This is a genomic window from Paenilisteria portnoyi (assembly GCF_014322795.1).
In the GTDB taxonomy this organism is placed as follows: Bacteria; Bacillota; Bacilli; order Lactobacillales; family Listeriaceae; genus Listeria_A; species Listeria_A portnoyi.
Map to the genome: position 1 here is coordinate 115,117 of NZ_JAASTT010000005.1, position 20,714 is coordinate 135,830.

The 20,714-nt window shown below is 40.6% G+C and carries 14 protein-coding genes; 6 read left to right on the forward strand and 8 right to left on the reverse strand.

Annotated features, from left to right (window positions below):
* Positions 1 to 139: 139 nt before the first annotated feature.
* Positions 140 to 328 carry a YjzD family protein gene (locus HCJ66_RS05370; protein ID WP_036066947.1) on the forward strand — a complete coding sequence of 63 codons (189 nt, stop codon included), beginning with the start codon at positions 140 to 142 and terminating at the stop codon, positions 326 to 328.
* A 42-nt stretch (positions 329 to 370) separates the two neighbouring features.
* Here HCJ66_RS05370 and gpmA read toward each other — a convergent pair whose 3' ends face one another.
* Both gpmA and clpB read right to left on the reverse strand, forming a co-directional pair.
* Complete coding sequence (gpmA, locus tag HCJ66_RS05375) at positions 371 to 1,060, reverse strand: 2,3-diphosphoglycerate-dependent phosphoglycerate mutase (protein ID WP_187132204.1); 690 nt, start codon at positions 1,058 to 1,060, stop codon at positions 371 to 373.
* Between the two features lie 107 nt (positions 1,061 to 1,167).
* Positions 1,168 to 3,762, reverse strand: a complete 2,595-nt coding sequence (gene clpB, locus HCJ66_RS05380) for an ATP-dependent chaperone ClpB (RefSeq protein WP_187132205.1) — start codon at positions 3,760 to 3,762, stop codon at positions 1,168 to 1,170.
* A 223-nt stretch (positions 3,763 to 3,985) separates the two neighbouring features.
* Here clpB and HCJ66_RS05385 point away from each other — a divergent pair, with 223 nt between their 5' ends.
* A complete protein-coding gene (locus HCJ66_RS05385) occupies positions 3,986 to 6,322 on the forward strand; it encodes a helix-turn-helix domain-containing protein (protein ID WP_425489619.1) in 2,337 nt (778 codons plus the stop codon).
* 46 nt (positions 6,323 to 6,368) lie between these two features.
* On the opposite strand, the gene HCJ66_RS05390 is transcribed toward HCJ66_RS05385, so the two are convergent.
* Positions 6,369 to 7,571, reverse strand: a complete 1,203-nt coding sequence (locus tag HCJ66_RS05390; protein ID WP_187132206.1) for an MFS transporter — start codon at positions 7,569 to 7,571, stop codon at positions 6,369 to 6,371.
* A 245-nt stretch (positions 7,572 to 7,816) separates the two neighbouring features.
* On the opposite strand from HCJ66_RS05390, the gene HCJ66_RS05395 reads away from it, so the two are divergent.
* The 4 genes from HCJ66_RS05395 to HCJ66_RS05410 all read left to right on the forward strand — a co-directional run bounded on the left by HCJ66_RS05395 (position 7,817) and on the right by HCJ66_RS05410 (position 12,458).
* Positions 7,817 to 8,995 carry a M20 family metallopeptidase gene (locus tag HCJ66_RS05395; RefSeq protein ID WP_187132207.1) on the forward strand — a complete coding sequence of 393 codons (1,179 nt, stop codon included), beginning with the start codon at positions 7,817 to 7,819 and terminating at the stop codon, positions 8,993 to 8,995.
* 15 nt (positions 8,996 to 9,010) lie between these two features.
* Positions 9,011 to 10,198 carry an amidohydrolase gene (locus HCJ66_RS05400; RefSeq protein WP_187132208.1) on the forward strand — a complete coding sequence of 396 codons (1,188 nt, stop codon included), beginning with the start codon at positions 9,011 to 9,013 and terminating at the stop codon, positions 10,196 to 10,198.
* Positions 10,199 to 10,249: 51 nt separating this feature from the next.
* Positions 10,250 to 11,446, forward strand: a complete 1,197-nt coding sequence (locus tag HCJ66_RS16410) for a restriction endonuclease subunit S (protein ID WP_343068963.1) — start codon at positions 10,250 to 10,252, stop codon at positions 11,444 to 11,446.
* An 82-nt stretch (positions 11,447 to 11,528) separates the two neighbouring features.
* The gene (locus HCJ66_RS05410; RefSeq protein WP_187132209.1) at positions 11,529 to 12,458 is read left to right on the forward strand and encodes a site-specific integrase; all 930 of its coding nucleotides are present in this window, start codon (positions 11,529 to 11,531) and stop codon (positions 12,456 to 12,458) included.
* A gap of 45 nt (positions 12,459 to 12,503) precedes the next feature.
* Here the strand turns inward: HCJ66_RS05410 and HCJ66_RS05415 are convergent, their stop codons facing one another.
* From HCJ66_RS05415 to cas6, 5 genes are all read right to left on the reverse strand, one after another.
* A complete protein-coding gene (locus tag HCJ66_RS05415) occupies positions 12,504 to 13,736 on the reverse strand; it encodes a restriction endonuclease subunit S (protein ID WP_187132210.1) in 1,233 nt (410 codons plus the stop codon).
* Positions 13,733 to 15,322, reverse strand: coding sequence for a type I restriction-modification system subunit M (locus HCJ66_RS05420; protein ID WP_187132211.1), 1,590 nt, complete (start codon positions 15,320 to 15,322; stop codon positions 13,733 to 13,735). The genes HCJ66_RS05415 and HCJ66_RS05420 overlap by 4 nt, the downstream gene beginning before the upstream one ends.
* Before the next feature lie 374 nt (positions 15,323 to 15,696).
* Positions 15,697 to 18,684, reverse strand: coding sequence for a DEAD/DEAH box helicase family protein (locus HCJ66_RS05425; protein ID WP_187132212.1), 2,988 nt, complete (start codon positions 18,682 to 18,684; stop codon positions 15,697 to 15,699).
* A gap of 339 nt (positions 18,685 to 19,023) precedes the next feature.
* Positions 19,024 to 19,692 carry a Bax inhibitor-1 family protein gene (locus tag HCJ66_RS05430; protein WP_246438572.1) on the reverse strand — a complete coding sequence of 223 codons (669 nt, stop codon included), beginning with the start codon at positions 19,690 to 19,692 and terminating at the stop codon, positions 19,024 to 19,026.
* A gap of 147 nt (positions 19,693 to 19,839) precedes the next feature.
* Positions 19,840 to 20,562: a CRISPR-associated endoribonuclease Cas6 gene (gene cas6 / locus HCJ66_RS05435; RefSeq protein ID WP_187132214.1), complete on the reverse strand. Its 723-nt coding sequence runs from the start codon at positions 20,560 to 20,562 to the stop codon at positions 19,840 to 19,842.
* Positions 20,563 to 20,714: the final 152 nt, after the last annotated feature.

Here is a 20,714-nt window from a genome sequence, read left to right on the forward strand (position 1 = left end):
TCCATTTTATTTATACGCCCTAGATTATTCTTATACTTAAAGCTATTCTTATCCTATCTTGCCATAAACAAATACTTGTTCAATCGCTCTTTTTTATGCTAGAATGAATCGAGGAATCCTTGAACGGAGGTGTTGTGTCATGCGTTATATCATTACATTTTTCTGGGTGTTTATTTTAGCTCAAATGTCTGAGTATGTTGCGGCTTCGGTTATTGCAACGACTTACGATTTCACAATGGGAACAATTATGGCGGTCGCTATCTCCATCGCGATTTTCTTAATTCCTGTATTGATGCCAAAAGAAAGTGAAACCTACGATATTAAATAAAAAAAGTATGTTGACCAGAATTGGCCAACATACTTTTTTTATTTATTCACCTAAGTAGTACTTATTCGTTGGTTTCAAGTCGTCATCCAATTCGTACACTAATGGTACGCCGGTCGGGATTTCAAGTTCCATAATATCATCGTCACTAATGCCTTCGAGGAATTTCACGAGTGCTCGCAAACTGTTACCGTGTGCTGCGATGACCACGCGTTTACCACTTTTGATTTCAGGCGCAATCGTGTCCATCCAGTACGGGATTACACGTTCCAATGTTACTTTCAGGTTTTCACCAGTTGGAATTGCGCTCGTATCTAGCAACTGATAACGACGATCATTTTTTGCTTGGCGATCATCATTTTCTTCCAAAAGTGGTGGCAATGTATCGTAGCTACGGCGCCATAATTGAACTTGATCTGCACCATATTTATCGGCGGTCTCTTGTTTATTCAAGCCTTGGAGCGCGCCGTAATGACGTTCGTTTAAGCGCCATGATTTATATACGGGAATCCATAACTGCTCGGATCCTTCTAACGCATAATCCAGCGTCCTAATCGCGCGGGTTAGGACGGATGTGAAGGCAATGTCAAATTGGAGGTCGGCTTCTTTGATTAGCTCCCCAGCTTTTTTCGCCTCTTCCACACCTTGTTCTGACAAATCAACATCATGCCAGCCAGTAAAAAGGTTCAGCTTGTTCCACTCACTTTGTCCATGACGAATCAATACTAATTTCATTTCTTTCATCCTCTCCACGTTTCATTTTCGTATCCACTAAACGTTTTCCCTACTTCTCCAATTATAAAACGCTTGACCCAGATTGCAAGTCTGAGCCAAGCGCCGTTTTATTCCCCAACAATATCAAAATCAAATCGGCCGTCTTGTAGTGTAATCGCGACTTCAGAATGTGGCATGATTTTTCCTGCGACGATTTCACGGGCAAGTGGGGTTTCAATTTGTCTTGTAATATAGCGTTTCAATGGACGCGCGCCGTAGATTGGATCGTAGGCCTCTTCGGCGATAAAGCGTTTCGCGTCGTCCGTCATCGTAATCTTGATTTCCTGACCAGCAAGGCGGACTTGCAATTCAGCAACAACTTTCTCCACGATGCCTTTAATATTATCTAGCGTCAACGGTTTAAACAGAACAATATCATCCACACGGTTCAAAAATTCAGGCTTAAACGAGGCTTGTAAAACTTCGAGGACATCTTCTTCCAGTTTCTCAGAAATTTCACCGTCCACCGTGCGTTCAAGCAACATCGTCGAACCGATATTCGATGTCATAATAATCACCGTATTTTTAAAGTCAATCAGGCGTCCTTGGGAATCCGTAATCCGACCATCATCCAACACTTGAAGTAAAATGTTGAACACATCAGGATGCGCTTTTTCAATTTCGTCTAGCAGAATAATCGAATACGGATTGCGGCGAACGGCTTCAGTTAGTTGACCGCCTTCTTCATAACCGACATAACCAGGCGGTGCACCGACAAGCCTTGATACCGCGTGTTTCTCCATGTATTCCGACATGTCAATCCGAATCATATGATCTTCCGAATCGAAAAGATTGAAGGCCAGCGCTTTGGCAAGTTCAGTTTTTCCGACACCAGTTGGGCCTAGGAAAATAAACGAACCGATTGGGCGCCGCGGATCTTTGATTCCAGCGCGTGCACGAATCACGGCGTCACTTACGAGCTGCACCGCGTTTTCCTGACCGATGACTTTTTCTTGGAGCGAATCCGCCAGTTTCAATAATTTTTCGCGCTCTCCTTCGACCAATTTTGCCACTGGAATCCCGGTCCATCTGCCGACAATATCCGCGATTTCATTCTCCGTAACCTCTTCTTGCAAAAGTCGATCCTCATTCGCTGTCTTCTCGCGGTTCTCCTCTTCCAATCGCGCCAATTCTTTCTCAACCTCAGGAATGCGACCATGACGGAGTTCGGCGGCTTTATTCAAATCATAATTGTTCTCCGCTTCTTCCAATTCATGACGCAAATGATCGATCTGTTCGCGAACTTCACGGATTTGGCTAATTTCATGCTTCTCAGATTCCCATTTTGACTTCATTTTATGAGCTTCTTCTTTGTAATCCGCGAGCTCTTTCTGCAATATTTCCAAACGGCGTTCACTCGCTGGGTCCTTCTCTTCTTTTAGCGCTGCTTCTTCGATTTCCAGCTGCATCACTTTACGCGTCACTTCGTCGAGCTCGCTTGGCATCGAGTCAATTTCCACACGAATCGTAGCGCAGGCTTCATCAACCAAATCAATCGCCTTATCTGGCAAAAACCGATCCGTGATGTAGCGATTAGAAAGACTCGCCGCCGCGACAAGCGCGTTGTCATGAATATTAACCCCATGATGAATTTCAAAACGTTCTTTCAAACCACGCAAAATCGATACGGTATCTTCGACGGTTGGCTCAGGAACGAGAACCTTTTGGAATCGGCGTTCTAGAGCTGGGTCTTTTTCGATGTATTGGCGGTATTCGTCCAATGTTGTGGCGCCAATACAATGAAGTTCACCGCGAGCAAGCATCGGTTTTAGCATATTTCCGGCATCCATGGCGCCATCCGTTTTTCCAGCGCCGACAATCGTGTGGATTTCATCGATAAATAGTAAAATTTCGCCGTCGCTATCCTTGACTTCTTGTAAAACGGCTTTCAGACGCTCTTCAAATTCACCACGATATTTCGCGCCAGCAATCAAGGAACCGATATCAAGCGAGATAATCGTCTTATCTTTCAAACCTTCTGGCACATCTTTGCGCACAATCCGCTGCGCTAAGCCTTCGACAATTGCGGTTTTACCAACGCCAGGTTCTCCGATCAAGACTGGGTTATTTTTCGTTTTTCGCGATAAAATGCGGATGACATTGCGAATTTCGGCGTCACGACCGATGACCGGATCGATTTTTCCTGTGCGAACTTCGGCGACTAAATCGCGACCATATTTTAACAATGCTTCATATTGCTCTTCTGCATTTTGTGTTGTCACTCGTTTTCCTCCTCTGATTTGTAAAATAGCTTCGTTTAGTTGTTTTTTTGGAATCCCGATCACTTCTTTGATTGGGCTTTTTTTCTGATCCATTACGGCTAGCAACAAGTGCTCCGTGGATACGTAATCATCTTCTAATTTTTGACGTTCCTTTTCGGCGTCGGCAATTAGCTCATACAGCGAAGAACTCATCGCTTGGCCATATTGCACGTTACTTCCCGTCACGCTCGGTAATTTCTCTATTTCGCTTTGTATTGTTTTTAATAATTGTTTCGCGTCTACTTCTGCGACTTCATACACTCGCTTCGCAAAATCGCTATGCTCTAAAAGTGCCGCGAATACGTGTAGCGTGTCGATTTGTTGTTGTTTGCCTTCGATGGCTAATTGTTGGGCGGACGCGATCGTCTCCTGGACTTGTTGTGTGAATTTCTGCATTTCCATAAGTTTGACGCACCTCGTTTCAAATAATGATAGTTTCTATTATAAGTGGTCATCTGTGAAAAATCCTCCGCTCTAAGAACGAGTTTTTTCTAATCTGACCTTTACTGACCATATAGTTATTATAGTCTTTTTTATCCTTTTTGTCCAAAGAAAACGGTCGAAATAGGAATACTTTTTATTTCCAAATTTTTCGGTATAATAGACTTATGAGGAGGCGATTTTTGTGGGGAAAAAAGATGATTACATGGTTCAGCTTGAAAACATAACGTATTTAGCACCTAAGGAACATGCGGGGACAACGATTCTCTTTGTGATTCAGGGCGAGCTGTTGCTTTCACTTTCGAGGCATGATTTTTCGCTTGGTGAGAATGATTTGGTTGTTCTGAATCATAATGAAGCCTTTACTGCGCGCGGAGCCGACGATACGATTGTGATTCGCTTACATATTACAAGTCCTTTCTTCGCATCTTATTACGCTGATTATTTTCAGCTGGCCTTCGATTGTATGTCGAGCCAGATTGATACCGGGCGGGAAAAAATGATAACGTTATTACGAAAGTATTTAGCGGAAATGGTGATTGCACAGTTGCATAAAGCGAAAGGCAATAAATTGGAGACACAGACCGCGCTTTTTCAGATTATGTTGCTTCTGACACGCTTTTTCAAAAAGGAATTGCCAACGCGGGATGGGGCTAGCATTCATGATACGCGAATTACACGTATTACGCAGCAATTGGAGCAACAATTCGATGAGCCGATTACATTGCAAGATATCGCGGAGCAGGAATTTCTATCTACCTCTTATTTATCTCGTTATTTCAAAAAAGTGACGGGCCTCGGTTTTCTGCAATATTTGACGCAGATTCGGTTGAAGCATAGTTTGGAGGATTTACGTACGAGCTCGGATAATATTTCACAAATCGCGCAGAAAAACGGTTTTTCCTCGCCTAAAAATTTCACGACATCTTTTAAGGCCCGTTATGGAAAAACGCCTGCTACGTATCGACAGGAAGTTTTGGCTGGTGGTGGTGTCGTTGAAAAGCCAGAAATTTTGACCACGCAAACAAAACGGGTGGTGCAATCGCCGAGTATTTTAGCTAGACTGGCATCATACCGCCAAGCTGCGGAGCAAGTTCATTTTGTGGACGCGGCGCCGTTTGAGAAGAAAACGATTTCGATTACTTCTAGTAAGCCGACTGCGATTCCGGACGCGATGCATATTCTGACGATTGGCGAGTTGCGCGAGGTGCTGAAGGAGAACGTGCAGACGCAACTTATGATGGCGAAAGAAGAGCTTTCCGTGCGATATGTTGGAATTCGACATCTGATTCAGGGTTCGACGCTTTTGCCTGACAAAGAGACGGATGAGAAAGTCCCGACTTCTTCTCCGTATGCGAATGCTGATTTGGCAATTGCTTATTTGAAAAAGCTTGATTTAGGATTGTTTATTCGGATGGAGTATCAGGAGATTTCAGTGGATGAGGAGGCTTTTTTTGAGAAATTGGAGCACTTTCTTCGTCATATGATGCACGTTTTTGGACGGGAATTTTTGAGCCGTTGGTATTTCATGTATTTTGAGCCGCATTTGACGGCGGTTTCTAAGAAGGAATTGCAGCGTGTGTACATAAGATTGCACACCGTATTGAAGCGATTTGATATGCGGATTCAAGTTGGGAGTTATTTGCCCTTTTCGGAGCGACGGGAGGCACCTCTTTCTAACCATGAATGGATGGCGAAAACGGCGGATCAGATTGATTTTATCGCGTTTAATGCGAATCAGAATGAGGCGGTTGATTTCAGTAAGAGTGCACATTCGGAATTTATTGTGACGCAGGATTATGTGCTGTCGAAAACGCGGAAATTGAAGCAATATTTGCGGTTACATCATTTGGATAAGCCGCTCATCCTTGTTAATTGGAATACGTTGACGGGAAATACGCGTTATACGAATGGGACCTTTTTTCGCGGGGCTTTGATTTTTCAGACGGTGCTTGCTGTGAGTTCGGAAGTGGATGGGCTCGGATTTTGGATTAATACGGAACTGCATGAAGACGAGTGGAAGGAACGGAATATTCGATTGGATGGTCTGGAGTTATTTCATTTTTTCAACGGGAAGCGCCCTGCTTTTTATGCGTTAAAATTTAAGGAACGGCTACGCGGGGAAATTGTCGCTTATGGAGCTGATTTTATTTTGACGGCATTTGAGGATGGATATCAGTTGGTTTTACTGAACTGTACGCAATTTAATCCGCTTTATTCGGTGGAGGATTCGCTTTTGCAGGATTATCGGAAGGAGTCGCATATTCGTTTGAAGGGGCTTTTGCCAGGACGTTATCAGTTGCGGACGTTCCAGTTCGATCAGGATAATGGTGCGCTTTATTCGAAGTATTGGGAGTTGAATAGTCGGCATGGGTTAGACCAGGAAGTGTTGGATTATGCGTCACAGGCCTCGGTTCCTAAGCTTTCGGTCAGTGATGAAGTGATGACGGATGATTGGTCCTTTTACGCGTATCTGGATGTGAACGCAATTCATTTTTATGAGTTTCGGAGGACGATTTAGAAATGGAAAATGTGCCGGCGAAAATAGGAAGCTCGCCGGCACGTTTTTATGCTTTTTGGGTGGTTTTCATACTTGGTATAAAGACGACGAATACACATGTGACTAGCGCCGCTATAGCCATGGCCACGAAAACGGCTTGGTAATTGCCGAATGCGCCTACGAGCTGGGCCACGATCATTGGTGCAAAAACGCCGCCAAGTGTTGCGCCTGTGTTGACGACGCCGGTCGCTGTGCCGACGATGGATTCATGCAACCGTTTGAGTGGCAAGGTGAACATGGTTGAGAAAATCATGACGGAGCACATGTAGCAAAGGAATAGCCAGAATGTTAGTACGGCGATGCTTTCAGATTGGTACACGAGAAGCGCGGAACCTGCCGTGATGAGTGCTAAGACAAAGATGACGCGTTTTTCGCGATGTTGGAAAAAGCGCCCAACGATGTAGGCTGTTCCGAAACTTCCGAGTAAGCTTCCAAGTCCTGCGATGGCAATGATGATGGAGATCATGCCGAGCGAGACGCCGCGTTCGTCTGCTAAATAAGTCGGTGTCCAGTTGGCGATGGTGTATAGGACGATATTGATGCTGCACATCGCGATGAATAACAGGACAACGACGGGATTCGTGACTACTTTCCAAAATGGCATCGCAGCTTTGACTTTTGGCTGGTTGCTTTGTTTTTTCTCTTTATGCGTATTTGGCAGTTTCCAGATGACGAGGATTAAGGCCAGTACGAACAGGAATGCGATGCAAAATACGGCGCCGCGCCAGCCGAATGCTCCGATGACAATAGGGATAAGTAGCGGTCCAATGATGGATGCAATGCCTGATGTGGAGATTAGAATCGATTGCGCCCATGTCCTTTTTTCCATTGGATAGGTGTCGGTTACGGTTCTGGCTGAGGATGTTGGATAACCTGCATGACCGATTCCTGCGAAGAAACGAGCGGCTACTAGAGCTATAAGTGTTGATGCTGAGCCAAACACGATTGATGCCACAGTGATGATCGACAACGAAATAATAAGCACGAATTTGGAGCCTAGCTTATCATTTAAATAGCCGAACGGGATTTGCATAATGGAATAACCGATAAAAAAAGCTGAAAATATGTAACTCTTCTCGTCGATGCTGAGATTCAATTGTTCTGCGAGTGGGACAGCGATAACACCAATCACCAGTTTATCAATGTAAATCGCGATGTAGCCTAGAAATAAAATGGGTAGTATACCTTTTCGTTGTTGCGTTTTCTCCATGTTTCTCTCCTCCGAATATAGCGCTTTCTTTTTATTATAGCACCTTAATTTATCGTAACAAGGAATTATCTAAACATTTGAAAAACAGTAAGAAATAGACGCCCCTTTTTGTTCGTCATCACTTTTATAATATGCACAAGGACAAAAATTAGCCGTTTTAATAGCAAAAATTCTCTTATATATTCGCTATGTTGTGTCTATAATGAACGATGAGAGAACCTTTTTATATAGAAGGAGGAGAAATGATGAAGCAACAATTATTGGAGAAATTAACAGAAAAACAGGATCGAATCGTTGCGATACGGCGATTTTTACATGCGCATCCTGAGCTTTCGTTCCAAGAGGAAAACACGGCGGCTTATATCACTTATTTTTATAAGGGAAAAGATTGTGATGTGCGGACAAACGTTGGTGGGCATGGCGTTGTTGTGACAATTGATAGTGGCAAACCAGGTCGGACGCTCGCCATTCGCGCTGACTTTGATGCCTTGCCAATTCAGGAAGAAACCGGCCTTCCCTTCGCCTCAGAGAACCCTGGTGTGATGCATGCTTGTGGACACGATGGACATACGGCGTATATGCTTATTTTAGCGGAAACTTTGATTGAAATGAAGGATCAGCTCCGTGGCAAAATTGTTGTGTTGCATCAGCCTGCCGAGGAAACGCCTCCTGGTGGCGCGATTGCGATGATTCGAGACGGTTGTTTGGATGGTGTCGACGAGGTGCTCGGCATTCATGTCATGTCCACGATGCCAACTGGTGAAATCGCGTATCGAGAAGGTCCGATTCAAACTGGACGCGCTTCATTTAAAGTGAAAATTACGGGACGCGGCGGACACGGTTCCTCCCCACATATGGCGAATGACGCGATTGTCGCTGCGAGTGAATTCGTTGTTGCCCTGCAAACAATTATTAGTCGCCGGCTCAATCCTTTTGATGTTGGCTCCATCACGATTGGTTCTTTTGATGGGAAAGGAAGTTTTAACGTGATTAAGGACGCAGTGACGCTTGAAGGCGATGTACGTGCGATGACTGAGGCGACACGGACCTTGATTGAAAAGGAAATCCGCCGTATTTTAGACGGGCTAGCCGCGATGTTTGGCGTTACGTACGATTTGAATTATGAAAACGATTACCCAGTACTTGTAAACGATGTGGCGCTGACTGAATTCGTGTCGAAAACATTGCAGGAAACAGCGATTGCAGAAATCACCGAAATCACGCGATGCGAGCCACAGCCGCCTTCTGAGGATTTTGCCTATTACGCGCAGGAACGCCCAAGTTGCTTCTTTTATGTGGGCGCAATGCCTGCGAACGGCGTTTTTTATCCCCATCACCATCCTAAATTTGATATCAACGAAGCATCACTACTCATTGCAGCCAAAGCGATGGGCGCGATTGTGGCAGATTATACAGCCAAATAAGAAGGAGTGAATACGATGCGTGCAAAATTAATGCAAATGATCGATGAACGAAGTAAGGAAATGATTGAAATTAGGCGCCACCTTCACGCCCACCCAGAGTTGTCGTTTCATGAGCAAGCGACAGCCGACTACGTAGCCAAATTTTATGAAGGAAAAGATGTTGCTATCGAACGCGAAGTTGGGAACGGACACGGTATTATCGTCACGATTACTGGCGGTAAACCCGGTAAAACACTAGGATTGCGTGCCGATTTCGATGCGCTTCCAATTCTAGAAGAAACCGGTCTCCCCTTCGCTTCAAAAAATCCTGGCGTGATGCATGCCTGTGGACATGACGGCCATACCGCTTACTTACTAATCCTTGCCGATTGCCTTATTCAACTAAAAGACGAACTTCCTGGTACGATTAAAATTATTCACCAACATGCCGAAGAAACACCACCAGGAGGCGCTAAAAGCATGATGGAATCAGGACTTTTAGATGATGTCGATAACATTTACGGTATTCATGTCTTCCCATTTTTCAATGCTGGGGAAATCGGATATCATAGCGGTTTTTCCATGGCTGGTCGTAGCTATTTCAAGCTCGGCATCCAAGGAACTGGCGGTCACGGCTCCTCTCCACACATGGCCAATGACGCGATTGTAGCCGCATCCTATTTCGTCACCGCCATTCAAACCATCGTCAGCCGTCGCCTCAATCCTTTTGACACCGGTGTCGTAACGGTCGGTTCCTTCGATGGAAAAGGTAGTTTTAACGTGATCAAGGACTATGTCGAGCTCGAGGGCGACGTTCGCTATATGACGAGTGAAACCCGCGAGCTGATTGACAAAGAAATTCGGCGTATCGTGGCCGGTTTAGAAGCCGCGTACGGCATCACCGCGACGCTTACTTACACCCATGACTATCCCCCACTTTACAACGATCCCGAAGCAACAAGCGACGCCGTGAACTACTTGCAAAAAGGGCTTGGCGACTATCTCACCGCTGTATCCGAAGCCGAAATGCTCTCCGGTTCCGAAGATTTCGCCTACTACCTTGAAAAAATCCCAGGCGCGTTCCTCTACGTTGGAGCAAAACCAAAAGGCGTCGAAAAACCGTATTACAATCACCATCCAAAATTCGATATTGATGAAGACTCACTGCCAGTAGCGGCGAAATCGGTTGCTGAGATTGTGTTGGGGTATTATGGTTTAAGTTAAATAAAACAAAGTCGCTCTTAATCATTAGTTTGATGGGGCGATTTTATTTACATTCAAGCTTGGGAACAGCGTAAGTTAGGGGATGTAGCTGTTTTCTCAAAAGGAAATGGCTATACCAAAAATGACCTGACTGAAAAAGGTACACCTATCGTTTTTTATGGTCGCTTGTATACAAGATATGAAATAGTTATTAATAATGTTGATACTTTTGTAGAAAAGAAAGATAAATCTGTTATAAGTGAAGGTAATGAAGTTGTAGTTCCGGCTTCTGGTGAAACAGCCGCAGATATTTCAAGGGCTTCAGTAATTGGTACAGAAGGATTTATCTTAGGTGGAGACTTGAATATCATCAAGCCTAAAAAAAAAATTAATTCCGTTTTTCTAGCATTAACTATTTCAAATGGTACACAACAGAAGGAAATGTCAAAACGAGCTCAAGGAAAATCAGTGGTCCATTTACACAATTCAGATTTAAAACAGGTCAATTTACTTTATCCAAGCTACGGGGAACAACAGCAAATTATGATGTTTTTTCTACAACTCGACAACACTATCGCTCTTCATCAACGTAAGCTAAATGCTCTAAAGCTGATGAAACAAGGGTTTTTACAGCAGATGTTCCCTGTGAATGGGGAAAAGGTTCCGAAAGTGCGATTTATTGATTTTGAAGAGCATTGGAAACAGCGTAAGTTAGGAGAACTAGCAACTTCTTTTGAGTATGGTCTTAATGCAAGTTCCAAGAAATATGACGGGAAAAATAAATATATCAGAATTACTGATATAGATGAAAGTTCTCATATGTTTAGTCAAGATAACATTACTTCTCCAGATACGAACTTAGTTCATGCTGATAATTACTTGTTAGAAGTAGGAGATATTCTTTTTGCAAGAACTGGTGCCAGCGTGGGAAAGTCTTATTATTATAATGGAAAAGATGGAAGTGTTTATTATGCTGGTTTTTTAATAAGAGCCAAAATTAAGCAAGAATATGATGCGAAATTTATTTTTCAGAACACCTTAACAACTAACTATAAAAACTTTATTCAAATTACTTCTCAAAGATCAGGGCAACCAGGAATAAATGCTCGAGAATATGCAGGATTTTACCTATCTATTCCTAAATTAGAAGAACAACGGAAAATTGGACTGTTTTTCACAAATCTAGAGGACACTATCATTCTTTATCAAAATAAATTAGATATGCTCAATATATTAAAAAAGGCTTACTTAAAAAACATGTTCATTTAATTAAACGTTTACACTTAAAGCAACCTCCTAGATAATAGATACAGATGATTGATTCATCTATTTATTATCTAGGAGGTTTTTTATGAAAACAACAAGACGAAAAGAACAGATGTTTCATGAGTATTTTAAAGACTGGGTAAATCTTTATAAGGTTGGTGCTATCCGCTCAATCACCCTACAAAAATATTATGTAACAGAACAAAAACTACAAGAACTTGTGCCTAATTTGAAATTGAAAGAGCTTGATCGAAATAGTTATCAACAATTGCTTAATGACTATGCACTTACTCACGAGAAACAAACTACTATGGATTTTCACCATCACTTAAAGGGAGCTATTCTAGACGCAGTAGATGAGGGGATTATTACTCAAAATCCTGCAAGAAAAATCGTGATTAAAGGGAAAGTACCACGACCTAAAAAAGCAAAATTTTTAAATCAATTTGAAGTTCAGGCTCTATTGAAAGAATTAAATTTAGCAGAAGATATTAATTGGGATTGGTTTATTTTGTTAATTATCAAAACAGGTCTTCGATTTTCTGAAGCACTGGCTTTAACGCCTTCAGACTTTGATTTTTCCAAGCAAAAAATAATTATCAATAAAACTTGGGATTACAAAAATACGAACGGCTCTTTTCAACCAACAAAAAATGAATCTTCCAAGAGAAAAATTCAAATTGACTGGCAATTAGCTATGCAGTTCTCACAATTAATTAAAATAAAAGAACAGGATAAGCCTATTTTTGTTAAAAGTAGAGTGTTCAATTCAACTATTAATAATCGCCTGAAAGTATTATGCAATCGTGCTGAGATACCCATCATTACGGTTCATAGTTTACGACATACCCATGCTTCATTACTATTGTTTGCGGGTGTTTCGATTGCAAGTGTGGCGAATAGATTAGGGCATTCTAGTATGACAACCACACAGGAGACGTATCTTCATATTATACAGGAGTTGGAAAATCAAGATAATGATAAAATTATACGACACTTATCCATGCTAATGTGATAAGAAATCCCCATCTAGTTATGATATGCTAGGTGGGGATTTGGTTTAAATGAACATATGTTGCAGGTAAGCCTTTTTTAGGATACTTAATTTAACTAGCTTCTTTTGATGAAAATCGATAGTGTTTGCTATTCCATCCAAAAAATCACCAATCTTTTTTTGCTCATTTAAGTGTGGGTATGGAATTGGCATTTCTTTAAAAATGGAATCTTTGATTGCAAAACGATCTGCTCTTGCACCTGAGTCCCCATTTAACTCCATAAATTTATGCCAAATTGTTGTATCAAAGTAGTATCCCAAAAAATTTTTATCTATGCTGCGTGCTCGAAAAACATAATATAAAGGCGATATTACACCAGTTCTTCCTAATCTGTTACGCTTAATTGGCCCAACTGGAGCATAGTTTGAAATGCGTGGATTATAAACAAAATCATTCTTACAGACAATATAGTATCCATTTAAATTCTTTTCATTGGAAATATCTTTATCGAAAAACTCCCGTTGATTAATAATTCCATGCTCGGCAGAATTGGTTAGCGTTTCGGTAAATTTATTTTCTTTGTTTTTTTCAGTAACTTTATTTGAAACTTCTCCTAACTTACGCTGCTCCCAATCTCCGTCAAAATCAGTAAACCTGATTCTCGGGATTTTTTCTTCATTTTCCGGGAACATCTGCTGTAACAAGCCTTGTTTCATAAGCTTCAACGAGTCTAGCTTACGTTGATGAAGAGTGATAGTGTTGTCGAGTTGTTGGAAAAATAAGCCGATTTTCTGTTGCTCTTCTCGTAAGGGGAATAATAAACTTTGATTTTTCACCAATTCAGAATTAAGGTTAACTTGACTTCCAGGCTGTCCATATTTTTTCCACTCAAATCTGAACATTTCTAACCATTGAAACATCCATTCGTGCTCAAATAACGGATTAAGAAATATTAAGAAACCATCATGAACACCCGTTTTCACATAATTTATAACTGGTTTACCTACAGTAGCAGCAATGCTTAATAACAAATGAGGCTCTGTTAACACACGAGTTTGCCTTTGCCCAATTGAAGAAAGTTTTTGCTCAAGGTGCTTAATTCGACCGCTTTGTGCCGTTACATCAGAAATCCTTAACCATCCTACATCTGAGTTAATATCAAACCATTTGGAATCTTGGATTGGTCTAGGAGATGCTCCTCTCACTATTTCTGCTAGTTCCCCTAACTTACGCTGTTCCCAAGCGTCAAAAAAACCATTAAATCGAATCATAGGCATTGTTTTCTTTGTATCCTTCATCGAAATACCGCCTTTGTAGATTCAATTATTTCTTTTGTCTCGGGGGTTATGGCTAGCTCATCTAACAATGCTAAGAAATCACTTTCAGCCTTTCCAATTTCAGAATTAAGTGCAATCATCTCCTTACTTAAGGCTACTACGTCAATGGGTGTTTCCTCTTCAAATGTGTCAACATACCTAGGAATATTCAAGTTATAGTCGTTCTCTTTTATTTCATCTAACGTTGCTACATGCGAGTATTTCTCAATATCTTTGCGGCTAATCACTGTATCAACAATTCTCTCAACATCTTCAGATCGCAATTGATTTTGCTTTTTCAATTTCTCAAAATCTTTACTCGCGTCAACAAATAAAACATCCGACTCAATACGATTCTTTCTTAAAATTAAGACACACACAGGAATAGATGTATTTAAGAACAGTTTATCTGGAAAACCAATTATAGCTTCAATCTGGTGCTTATCAATTAAAGCTTTACGAATACGACCCTCAGCAGCTCCACGAAACAGTACACCGTGCGGTAAAATAATCGCCATGCGCCCATTATCCTCCAAATGATACAAACAGTGCATCAAAAATGCATAATCAGCTTTTGTCCTAGGTGAAACACCATATTCACGCCAACGCGGATCATCTTCACGATCTTTATTACTCCAATGTGCTGAATATGGCGGGTTTGCCATTACAGCATCAAACATTCGTGGAGTATCTTTCCCATCTACAACACCGTCTGGCCAGTCACTTTCAAGCGTATCCGCATGGTTGATATTAATATCATTATATTCAACACCATGCATCATCAAGTTCATTCTTGACAAACGGTAAGGCGTTGCATCTTTTTCTTGACCAAAATACTTAATCATTCCACGTTTATGCGAATTTTTCATATAACTTGCTGTTGTAAGTAAAAGCGAACCAGAACCAACAGTCGGATCATAGATTGAGAATCGTTCCTCATTCTCTCGACCAAATGTTAAAATTCGAGCCATTACCTCAGAAATTTCTTTTGGTGTATAATATTGTCCCATATCAGATGCTAATACAGTTGCAAATTGCTTGACTAAATATTCATAAATGTCCGAAACAGTATCATCACTACCCGACAGATCAAATTCTGGCGCTGATAATAATTCAATCATGGAAATCATCACACTAGCACGTGCTTGCGCATTAGCACCTAAATCAGCACTATCAAAACGCATACCATCAAAAATACCTTCAAAATCACCTTTTGCTTCAAATGCGACTTGCTGGTTAAAATGGCCGAATGCATCGGTCATCATCCCAATATTGAACTTATCTTCATCAATTGCTTTTTTCCAATCTGAAAAAAAATCACTAGGTTGAATGGCATAGCCCAAGTTTTTTCTCATATGAAGCAAAGCCTTAGTAGCATTTTTAGAATAAATACTTTCCCAAGTTTCTCCACGCGACACGCCCCCCAGCCAACGTGCTGCTTTTCCAGATAGATACTTGTAAAACAAAATCCCGAAGATATAGTCCTTGTAGGCTGTTAATCCAATTTGCCCACGAGTTTGATTGAGCATTGCCCACATTTTTGTTTGTTGTTCTGTTGATAGTGCCATTAAGATATTCCCTTCTTTCTCTTCTTTTTGAGAGAATGAACCAAAAGTTTATTTAAAATCTACCAATGTTCCATCTCTTCTCACATATAAAAATTAAGCATAAAAAAAATAGCACGCTTTGTTAAAATTAAAGTACCACCAAAAACCCACCAAAAGAATGCTATTTATATTTGTCTATTCTAACATAAACCACTTAATTCTTCCAATAGATACAGGCAGCGATACTCCCATCAACAAGTAGCCAAAGGAGTCGTAGAGAGGAATCTAGAACGAAAAAAAACAAGAATCTTGTATACTCCATTTTCTAAAATGGCTTTATACAAAGATTCCTGCTTACCTATTTTAAAGTTGGATTTTAGTTATTTCTCAATCTTTCATAATGCATTAAAAAACATCATTAACGCTTCTTCAAAGTCTGACGCTCCAAAGAAATCAATATTTTCTTCTTCCTCAATCTCATGTACAATATCCGAAAGTTTTGGATTATCAATAAGTGTATGGCCTGGTAGAAATAAATCAAATGCTTCCATAACCCGGTTCCCATTTACATTTTGATCGGCTGCCCAACGGCGAATTTTCAGCTCTCGATGTTCCGTTCGATATTTTTTTCGAGTTTCTTGAAGAGACTCAGTCGTAAAGTGTTCGGTAATCTCACCAGATTCGATATCGTCCACAATCGCATGGATTTCTTGACGACTTTCATCATCCATCGGCGTGATATGCTTATCGATAGCTTCTCTATTCGTTTCAATTTTGTCATCCATAAAGGCATTCAAGAGTTCAACCAGCATATCATAATCAATTATTTCGTGGTGATAAAACTCTATTCCAATCTTGATTTCAGTAAGGTCTGGTCGTTCATCGGGAGGTAATTTCTCTCTGGCGTCATTTAACCGCGCCTGTAAAGCACCAAATTCCTCAATACTTGAGATATCCAGTTGAACTATATTTCCAGTAGGCATGCTCTCTTCGTCTAATTCTTCAATCTCACTACCTAATTCATACCCTTGCTGGACTAGGCGCTGAACCCTGTTTTGTGTAGATAAACCTAAGTTTACAAATTCTATTATATCGCTTTGCCCGCGAGGAGTTTTGCTAAAATCATTCCCAGTAAGTTCTTTCAATCTAAAAATAGCTTCTTCTAAATCGTTTATTTGATGACTTTGTGGCTTTGCTAAAATATCATCATTTTCTAGATCTTTAGGCAGCTGATTTTCTGTCTCAACCTCCGCTTGCTGAAGCGTGTCATTTCCACCTCTTGTATAAATACGCAATGCATTTTCAACAAACTCTCTCATTTCGTCCCCTTGACGATAAAAACGTACTTTTCCATGAGGTTTACTGTTAAGGTCATATGTACGGTTTGTCCGAGAAATTGCCTGAATGAGCATGCCTTCTTTTAGCATCTTGTCCAAATAAATCATATTAACAAATTTCGAATCAAAACCAGTTAATAATTGATCCGAAACAATAACTAAATCTAATCGATCTTCATCTTTTCCTTGATTATATGGTTTTCTACGAGCCAATCGCTTAGTGATATCTAACATATACGCACGAGCTGGATCTTTTGCATCTAAAATACTTGGAACATTGAATTTTCCAGTATAGTCCTCAATCGCTTTTTTGAGCGCTTCGTTTTGCTCTTTTGTACCATGTTCATTAGACTCATCGCGGGAAAATGTCATTGAAATATTCAAATGTGGAGCTTTCTCTTTAAAAATATTGTAATAATGCACCACGGCCTGCTTACCAGACACCGCAAGCATCGCTTGGAAAGTATTTTCTTCACGTCTTCCTGAGATCAATGCACCACTAGAAGTTTTCTTCCAATTATCAAGGATATCTTGCACCACTTCATGACGATAGACATCGCTTTGATAGACTGCTTTTTCATAGTCTTTTTCAGAAAATTCGCCTTGTGGATGTTCAATAACCCAATGCGGTTTGAAATAAGTCACATCAAATCCTAAAACATTTCCGTCACCAATTGCATCTTTAATTGTGTAAGTATGTAGCCGTTTACCAAAAATATCATGTGTTGAGATATTACGAGTTGTTTGGACATCATTTATTTCATCACTGTAGAAATTCGGAGTCCCAGTGAACCCAAACCATGTCGTCTTCTTGAAAGCTTTTTTGATTAATTTTACAGAGTCCCCACTTGCACTTCGGTGAGCTTCATCCATAATAATGACATTCCAATCATCATTTTCCAGTCCACGTTTAACTGCTTTTGTTAAACCTTGAACTGAAATCAATAAAATTTGTGATGCACCTTTATGTTTCAATTCTCGCTTCAATTCTCGACCGTTAACTTTCTTAATGCGTTTTTCGAAGTGCTTATAGGCGAAATCTTTGAAGTTTTCTAGCGTTTGATCTATCAAATCAACACGGTCTACTATAAATAGTACATTCCTAACTCGAGGAGCTGAGGCTAACAGTTGAGCAACTTTAAATGATGTGACGGTCTTTCCAGAACCAGTTGTATGCCAAATATATCCGCCTTCTTTTTGTATAAGTCCACTTGATTCCATTTCTTTCATACGTTGTAAAATTTCTCGTGTCGCTTGAATTTGATAACTACGCATAACCATCAGATTATCATTTGACGCATCTGGGATCATATTAACTGTCACTAAACGATGTAGTGCAGGAATACCCATCACTTGCTGAGCAAACTCAAATGCATCTGTGATATCTTTATTGTTCTCATCACGCCAACCAAACACAAAAGTTTTATTGTAATTTTCAAACGCATTCGGTCGAGCAAAATAATGTGCCGAATGTTGACTCATGATGAACTGTACTTGCACAAACGCAAACAGTCCTTCGTACAGCCCGTCACCATGATAGCCTTTGAGCTGTTCAAAAGCACTCCATTGATTTTGTAAATGCTCATCTTTTTCTTCAATATGTGCAACAGGGATACCGTTTACAAGTAGAGCTACATCAATTATCCGTTTCGTTGTTAATCCTTTAGGCAAATCATCAAAGGCTACTTGACTGATAATTTCATAACGAGAACGTCCACCTGCTACGTCGTCTGCATAAAAGATTTCAACTTCTAGGCTAGAACCGTCGTCCCGAGTAACAGGGATGGATCCAACTCCTCCAGCGCCCACTAGTAACAGTTGAGCATCATAAGGTGTTCGAATGCGTTGTAGTTCTTGAAGAATCAATCCAAATTCAATATCAGATAGTGATGTTCCATTTAGCTTATGGGCGTTCGTTTCATTTAGAATATCACGCCAATGTTGTTCAATTTTTTTTATGCTGACGTTGGATAAATCTTTTCGGTAAGTCCAGCCTTCAGCTTCGAGCTTTTTAATTAAGGCCAATTCAAATTTTGCTTCTGCCACTTAAATACGTCCTTTCATTATTTTATACAAGCAATTTCTGCGCTAAAACTTTAGTAGTTCCAACTCACGCTAATTTAGAGTATAAGCATCTAAATTTACATTTTCTATTATATCATGAATTGGAACTTGTTGTTAAATTTTTCAACGTGCAGTTAAATATACATTATTTGAACGTCGCTTCCACATCTAAGGTTCTCAATGATTCCTTACTTTGTCGAGGAGTCTACCAAATATTCATAAACTAGTTTTTATAGAACTCATACTATCATTGGACCACATAAAAACACCCCTAAGTTAGATTTCAACTCTAGCTTTAGGAGTGCATAAGACCATTTTTATTTAGCTACGTCCCGTAAACAACCGCAACAAGAACAAGAATAAATTCAAGAAATCCAAATACAGACTAAGCGCCAATACTGGTACATCTTGCATCGTCACATCACGCTTCATAATCTGGTTGAAATCAAACAGGATGTAGAGTGAGAACAACAACGTCCCTGCCCCTGCGAAAATCGTTGACATCAGTGAACTTAGCGGGAAAAAGATCGAAATCAGCGAAATAACTACGAAAATCAGTAACGCTGCGAACAACCCTTTTGCCATGAACGATAAATCTGTTTTCATTTTTGCTCCAACAAATCCGAGGACTGTGAAGGTAACCGTTGCCGTCGCGAACGCCATCAAGACTGCGTTGCCAGCTCCCGCATCTAAATAATATTGTAACGTTGGCGCCAATACTAATCCGGTCACAAACGCAAATGCCAATAATAAACCATATCCGATTTTAGACGCGCTCTTACTTTTACGTACAAAAATCATCGCGATTAGTAGTGCGAATTCTAACACGACAAGCGGGATGTAAAACGCCCACGGAATGCCTCTACCAATCACCGTTCCAAGTGTCGCCATCACTAAAGATATGACGAACCAGTTCAGTACTTTTTGCGTAATTTCAGCTTTCGTTGCGCCTGTTACCGCATGCTCAGCGCTTCGATACGTTTCATTCATTGCATTCTCTCCCATCAATCCATTCTTTTGTTAGTATACCATGTTGCATCCTATTTTGAAAATAAATGCCACACCAAATAGCACTCCTTCCAAACCGTTGAAACAGCGCTTCTTTTTTGATTTCATTTTGATTAGATTAAGGTTGTGCTAAATCACTTCTATCATGCCAAAACCCATACCGCGCATCGAGCCGATACCGCCTTGGACAAAGTGATTCAATAAGTATGGCTGTCCAACGAGCTCGAATTTACCGAGCGAACAGGCCACGTGAAGATTATAACAAATAACGACAGTTTTCTTAATCGCGACTTTGCGAAACTCTAATGCATCGATGTCTGATTTGACATATTCCCCGAATTTATCACGTAGTTGAAAATATAAATTCCGCTTTAAAATCGCTTCAAAATCCTCTTCTTCCCACCAATAAAACCAGTCTTTCTTTGTTTCCTTGTTATGATCGCGACATACGATTGGCGACAACGTTTTAAACGCCATGCGCTCCGAGACGATTTGTTCTTCCTGTACAATCTGGATACTTTTCACTTTGATTTGGTTCATCTGCGAAAATGGAAGCAATTTATCTTTCACATTCACTAATGCGTTATAATAATTGATACCTAATTCGGCATCGGCCGTCGCAAAATTAATCACGATTTTTTTCTGTTCTAACTCAATGATTTCCCCATTAAACTTTGGTTTTGGAAGGTATACAGAGAACGTGAAATTTTTTTGTTTATTCCCACTATACATTTCTTTGTACTTTGCCTCGTTCGATTTTGAGAGCCCTGCCTTCATCACGCTGACAACTTTGCGCCGGTAGTCTGCGGGAATCTTATTGGAACTAAGCTCGCAACTTATTTTTAGTCTCATCCCAATCCTCCTCTTGATTGTTTCCACCCGATACTAATATATCACTTTTTGCCATATACATCCAATGAAAACATTCCCTTTCTTTATCAAAGTTTCTTTAGTACAATAAAAACAGATGCTGTTTAAACAAATCAGCCAAATCGGAGGGAAAG

Coding starts and splice junctions, on each gene's coding strand:
- HCJ66_RS05370 (WP_036066947.1), top strand. CDS start 140: ATGCGTTATATCATTACATTTTTCTGGGTGTTTATTTTAGCTCAAATG.
- gpmA (WP_187132204.1), bottom strand. CDS start 1,060: ATGAAATTAGTATTGATTCGTCATGGACAAAGTGAGTGGAACAAGCTG.
- clpB (WP_187132205.1), bottom strand. CDS start 3,762: ATGGAAATGCAGAAATTCACACAACAAGTCCAGGAGACGATCGCGTCC.
- HCJ66_RS05390 (WP_187132206.1), bottom strand. CDS start 7,571: ATGGAGAAAACGCAACAACGAAAAGGTATACTACCCATTTTATTTCTA.
- HCJ66_RS05395 (WP_187132207.1), top strand. CDS start 7,817: ATGAAGCAACAATTATTGGAGAAATTAACAGAAAAACAGGATCGAATC.
- HCJ66_RS05400 (WP_187132208.1), top strand. CDS start 9,011: ATGCGTGCAAAATTAATGCAAATGATCGATGAACGAAGTAAGGAAATG.
- HCJ66_RS05410 (WP_187132209.1), top strand. CDS start 11,529: ATGAAAACAACAAGACGAAAAGAACAGATGTTTCATGAGTATTTTAAA.
- HCJ66_RS05415 (WP_187132210.1), bottom strand. CDS start 13,736: ATGAAGGATACAAAGAAAACAATGCCTATGATTCGATTTAATGGTTTT.
- HCJ66_RS05420 (WP_187132211.1), bottom strand. CDS start 15,322: ATGGCACTATCAACAGAACAACAAACAAAAATGTGGGCAATGCTCAAT.
- HCJ66_RS05430 (WP_246438572.1), bottom strand. CDS start 19,692: ATGAATGAAACGTATCGAAGCGCTGAGCATGCGGTAACAGGCGCAACG.
- cas6 (WP_187132214.1), bottom strand. CDS start 20,562: ATGAGACTAAAAATAAGTTGCGAGCTTAGTTCCAATAAGATTCCCGCA.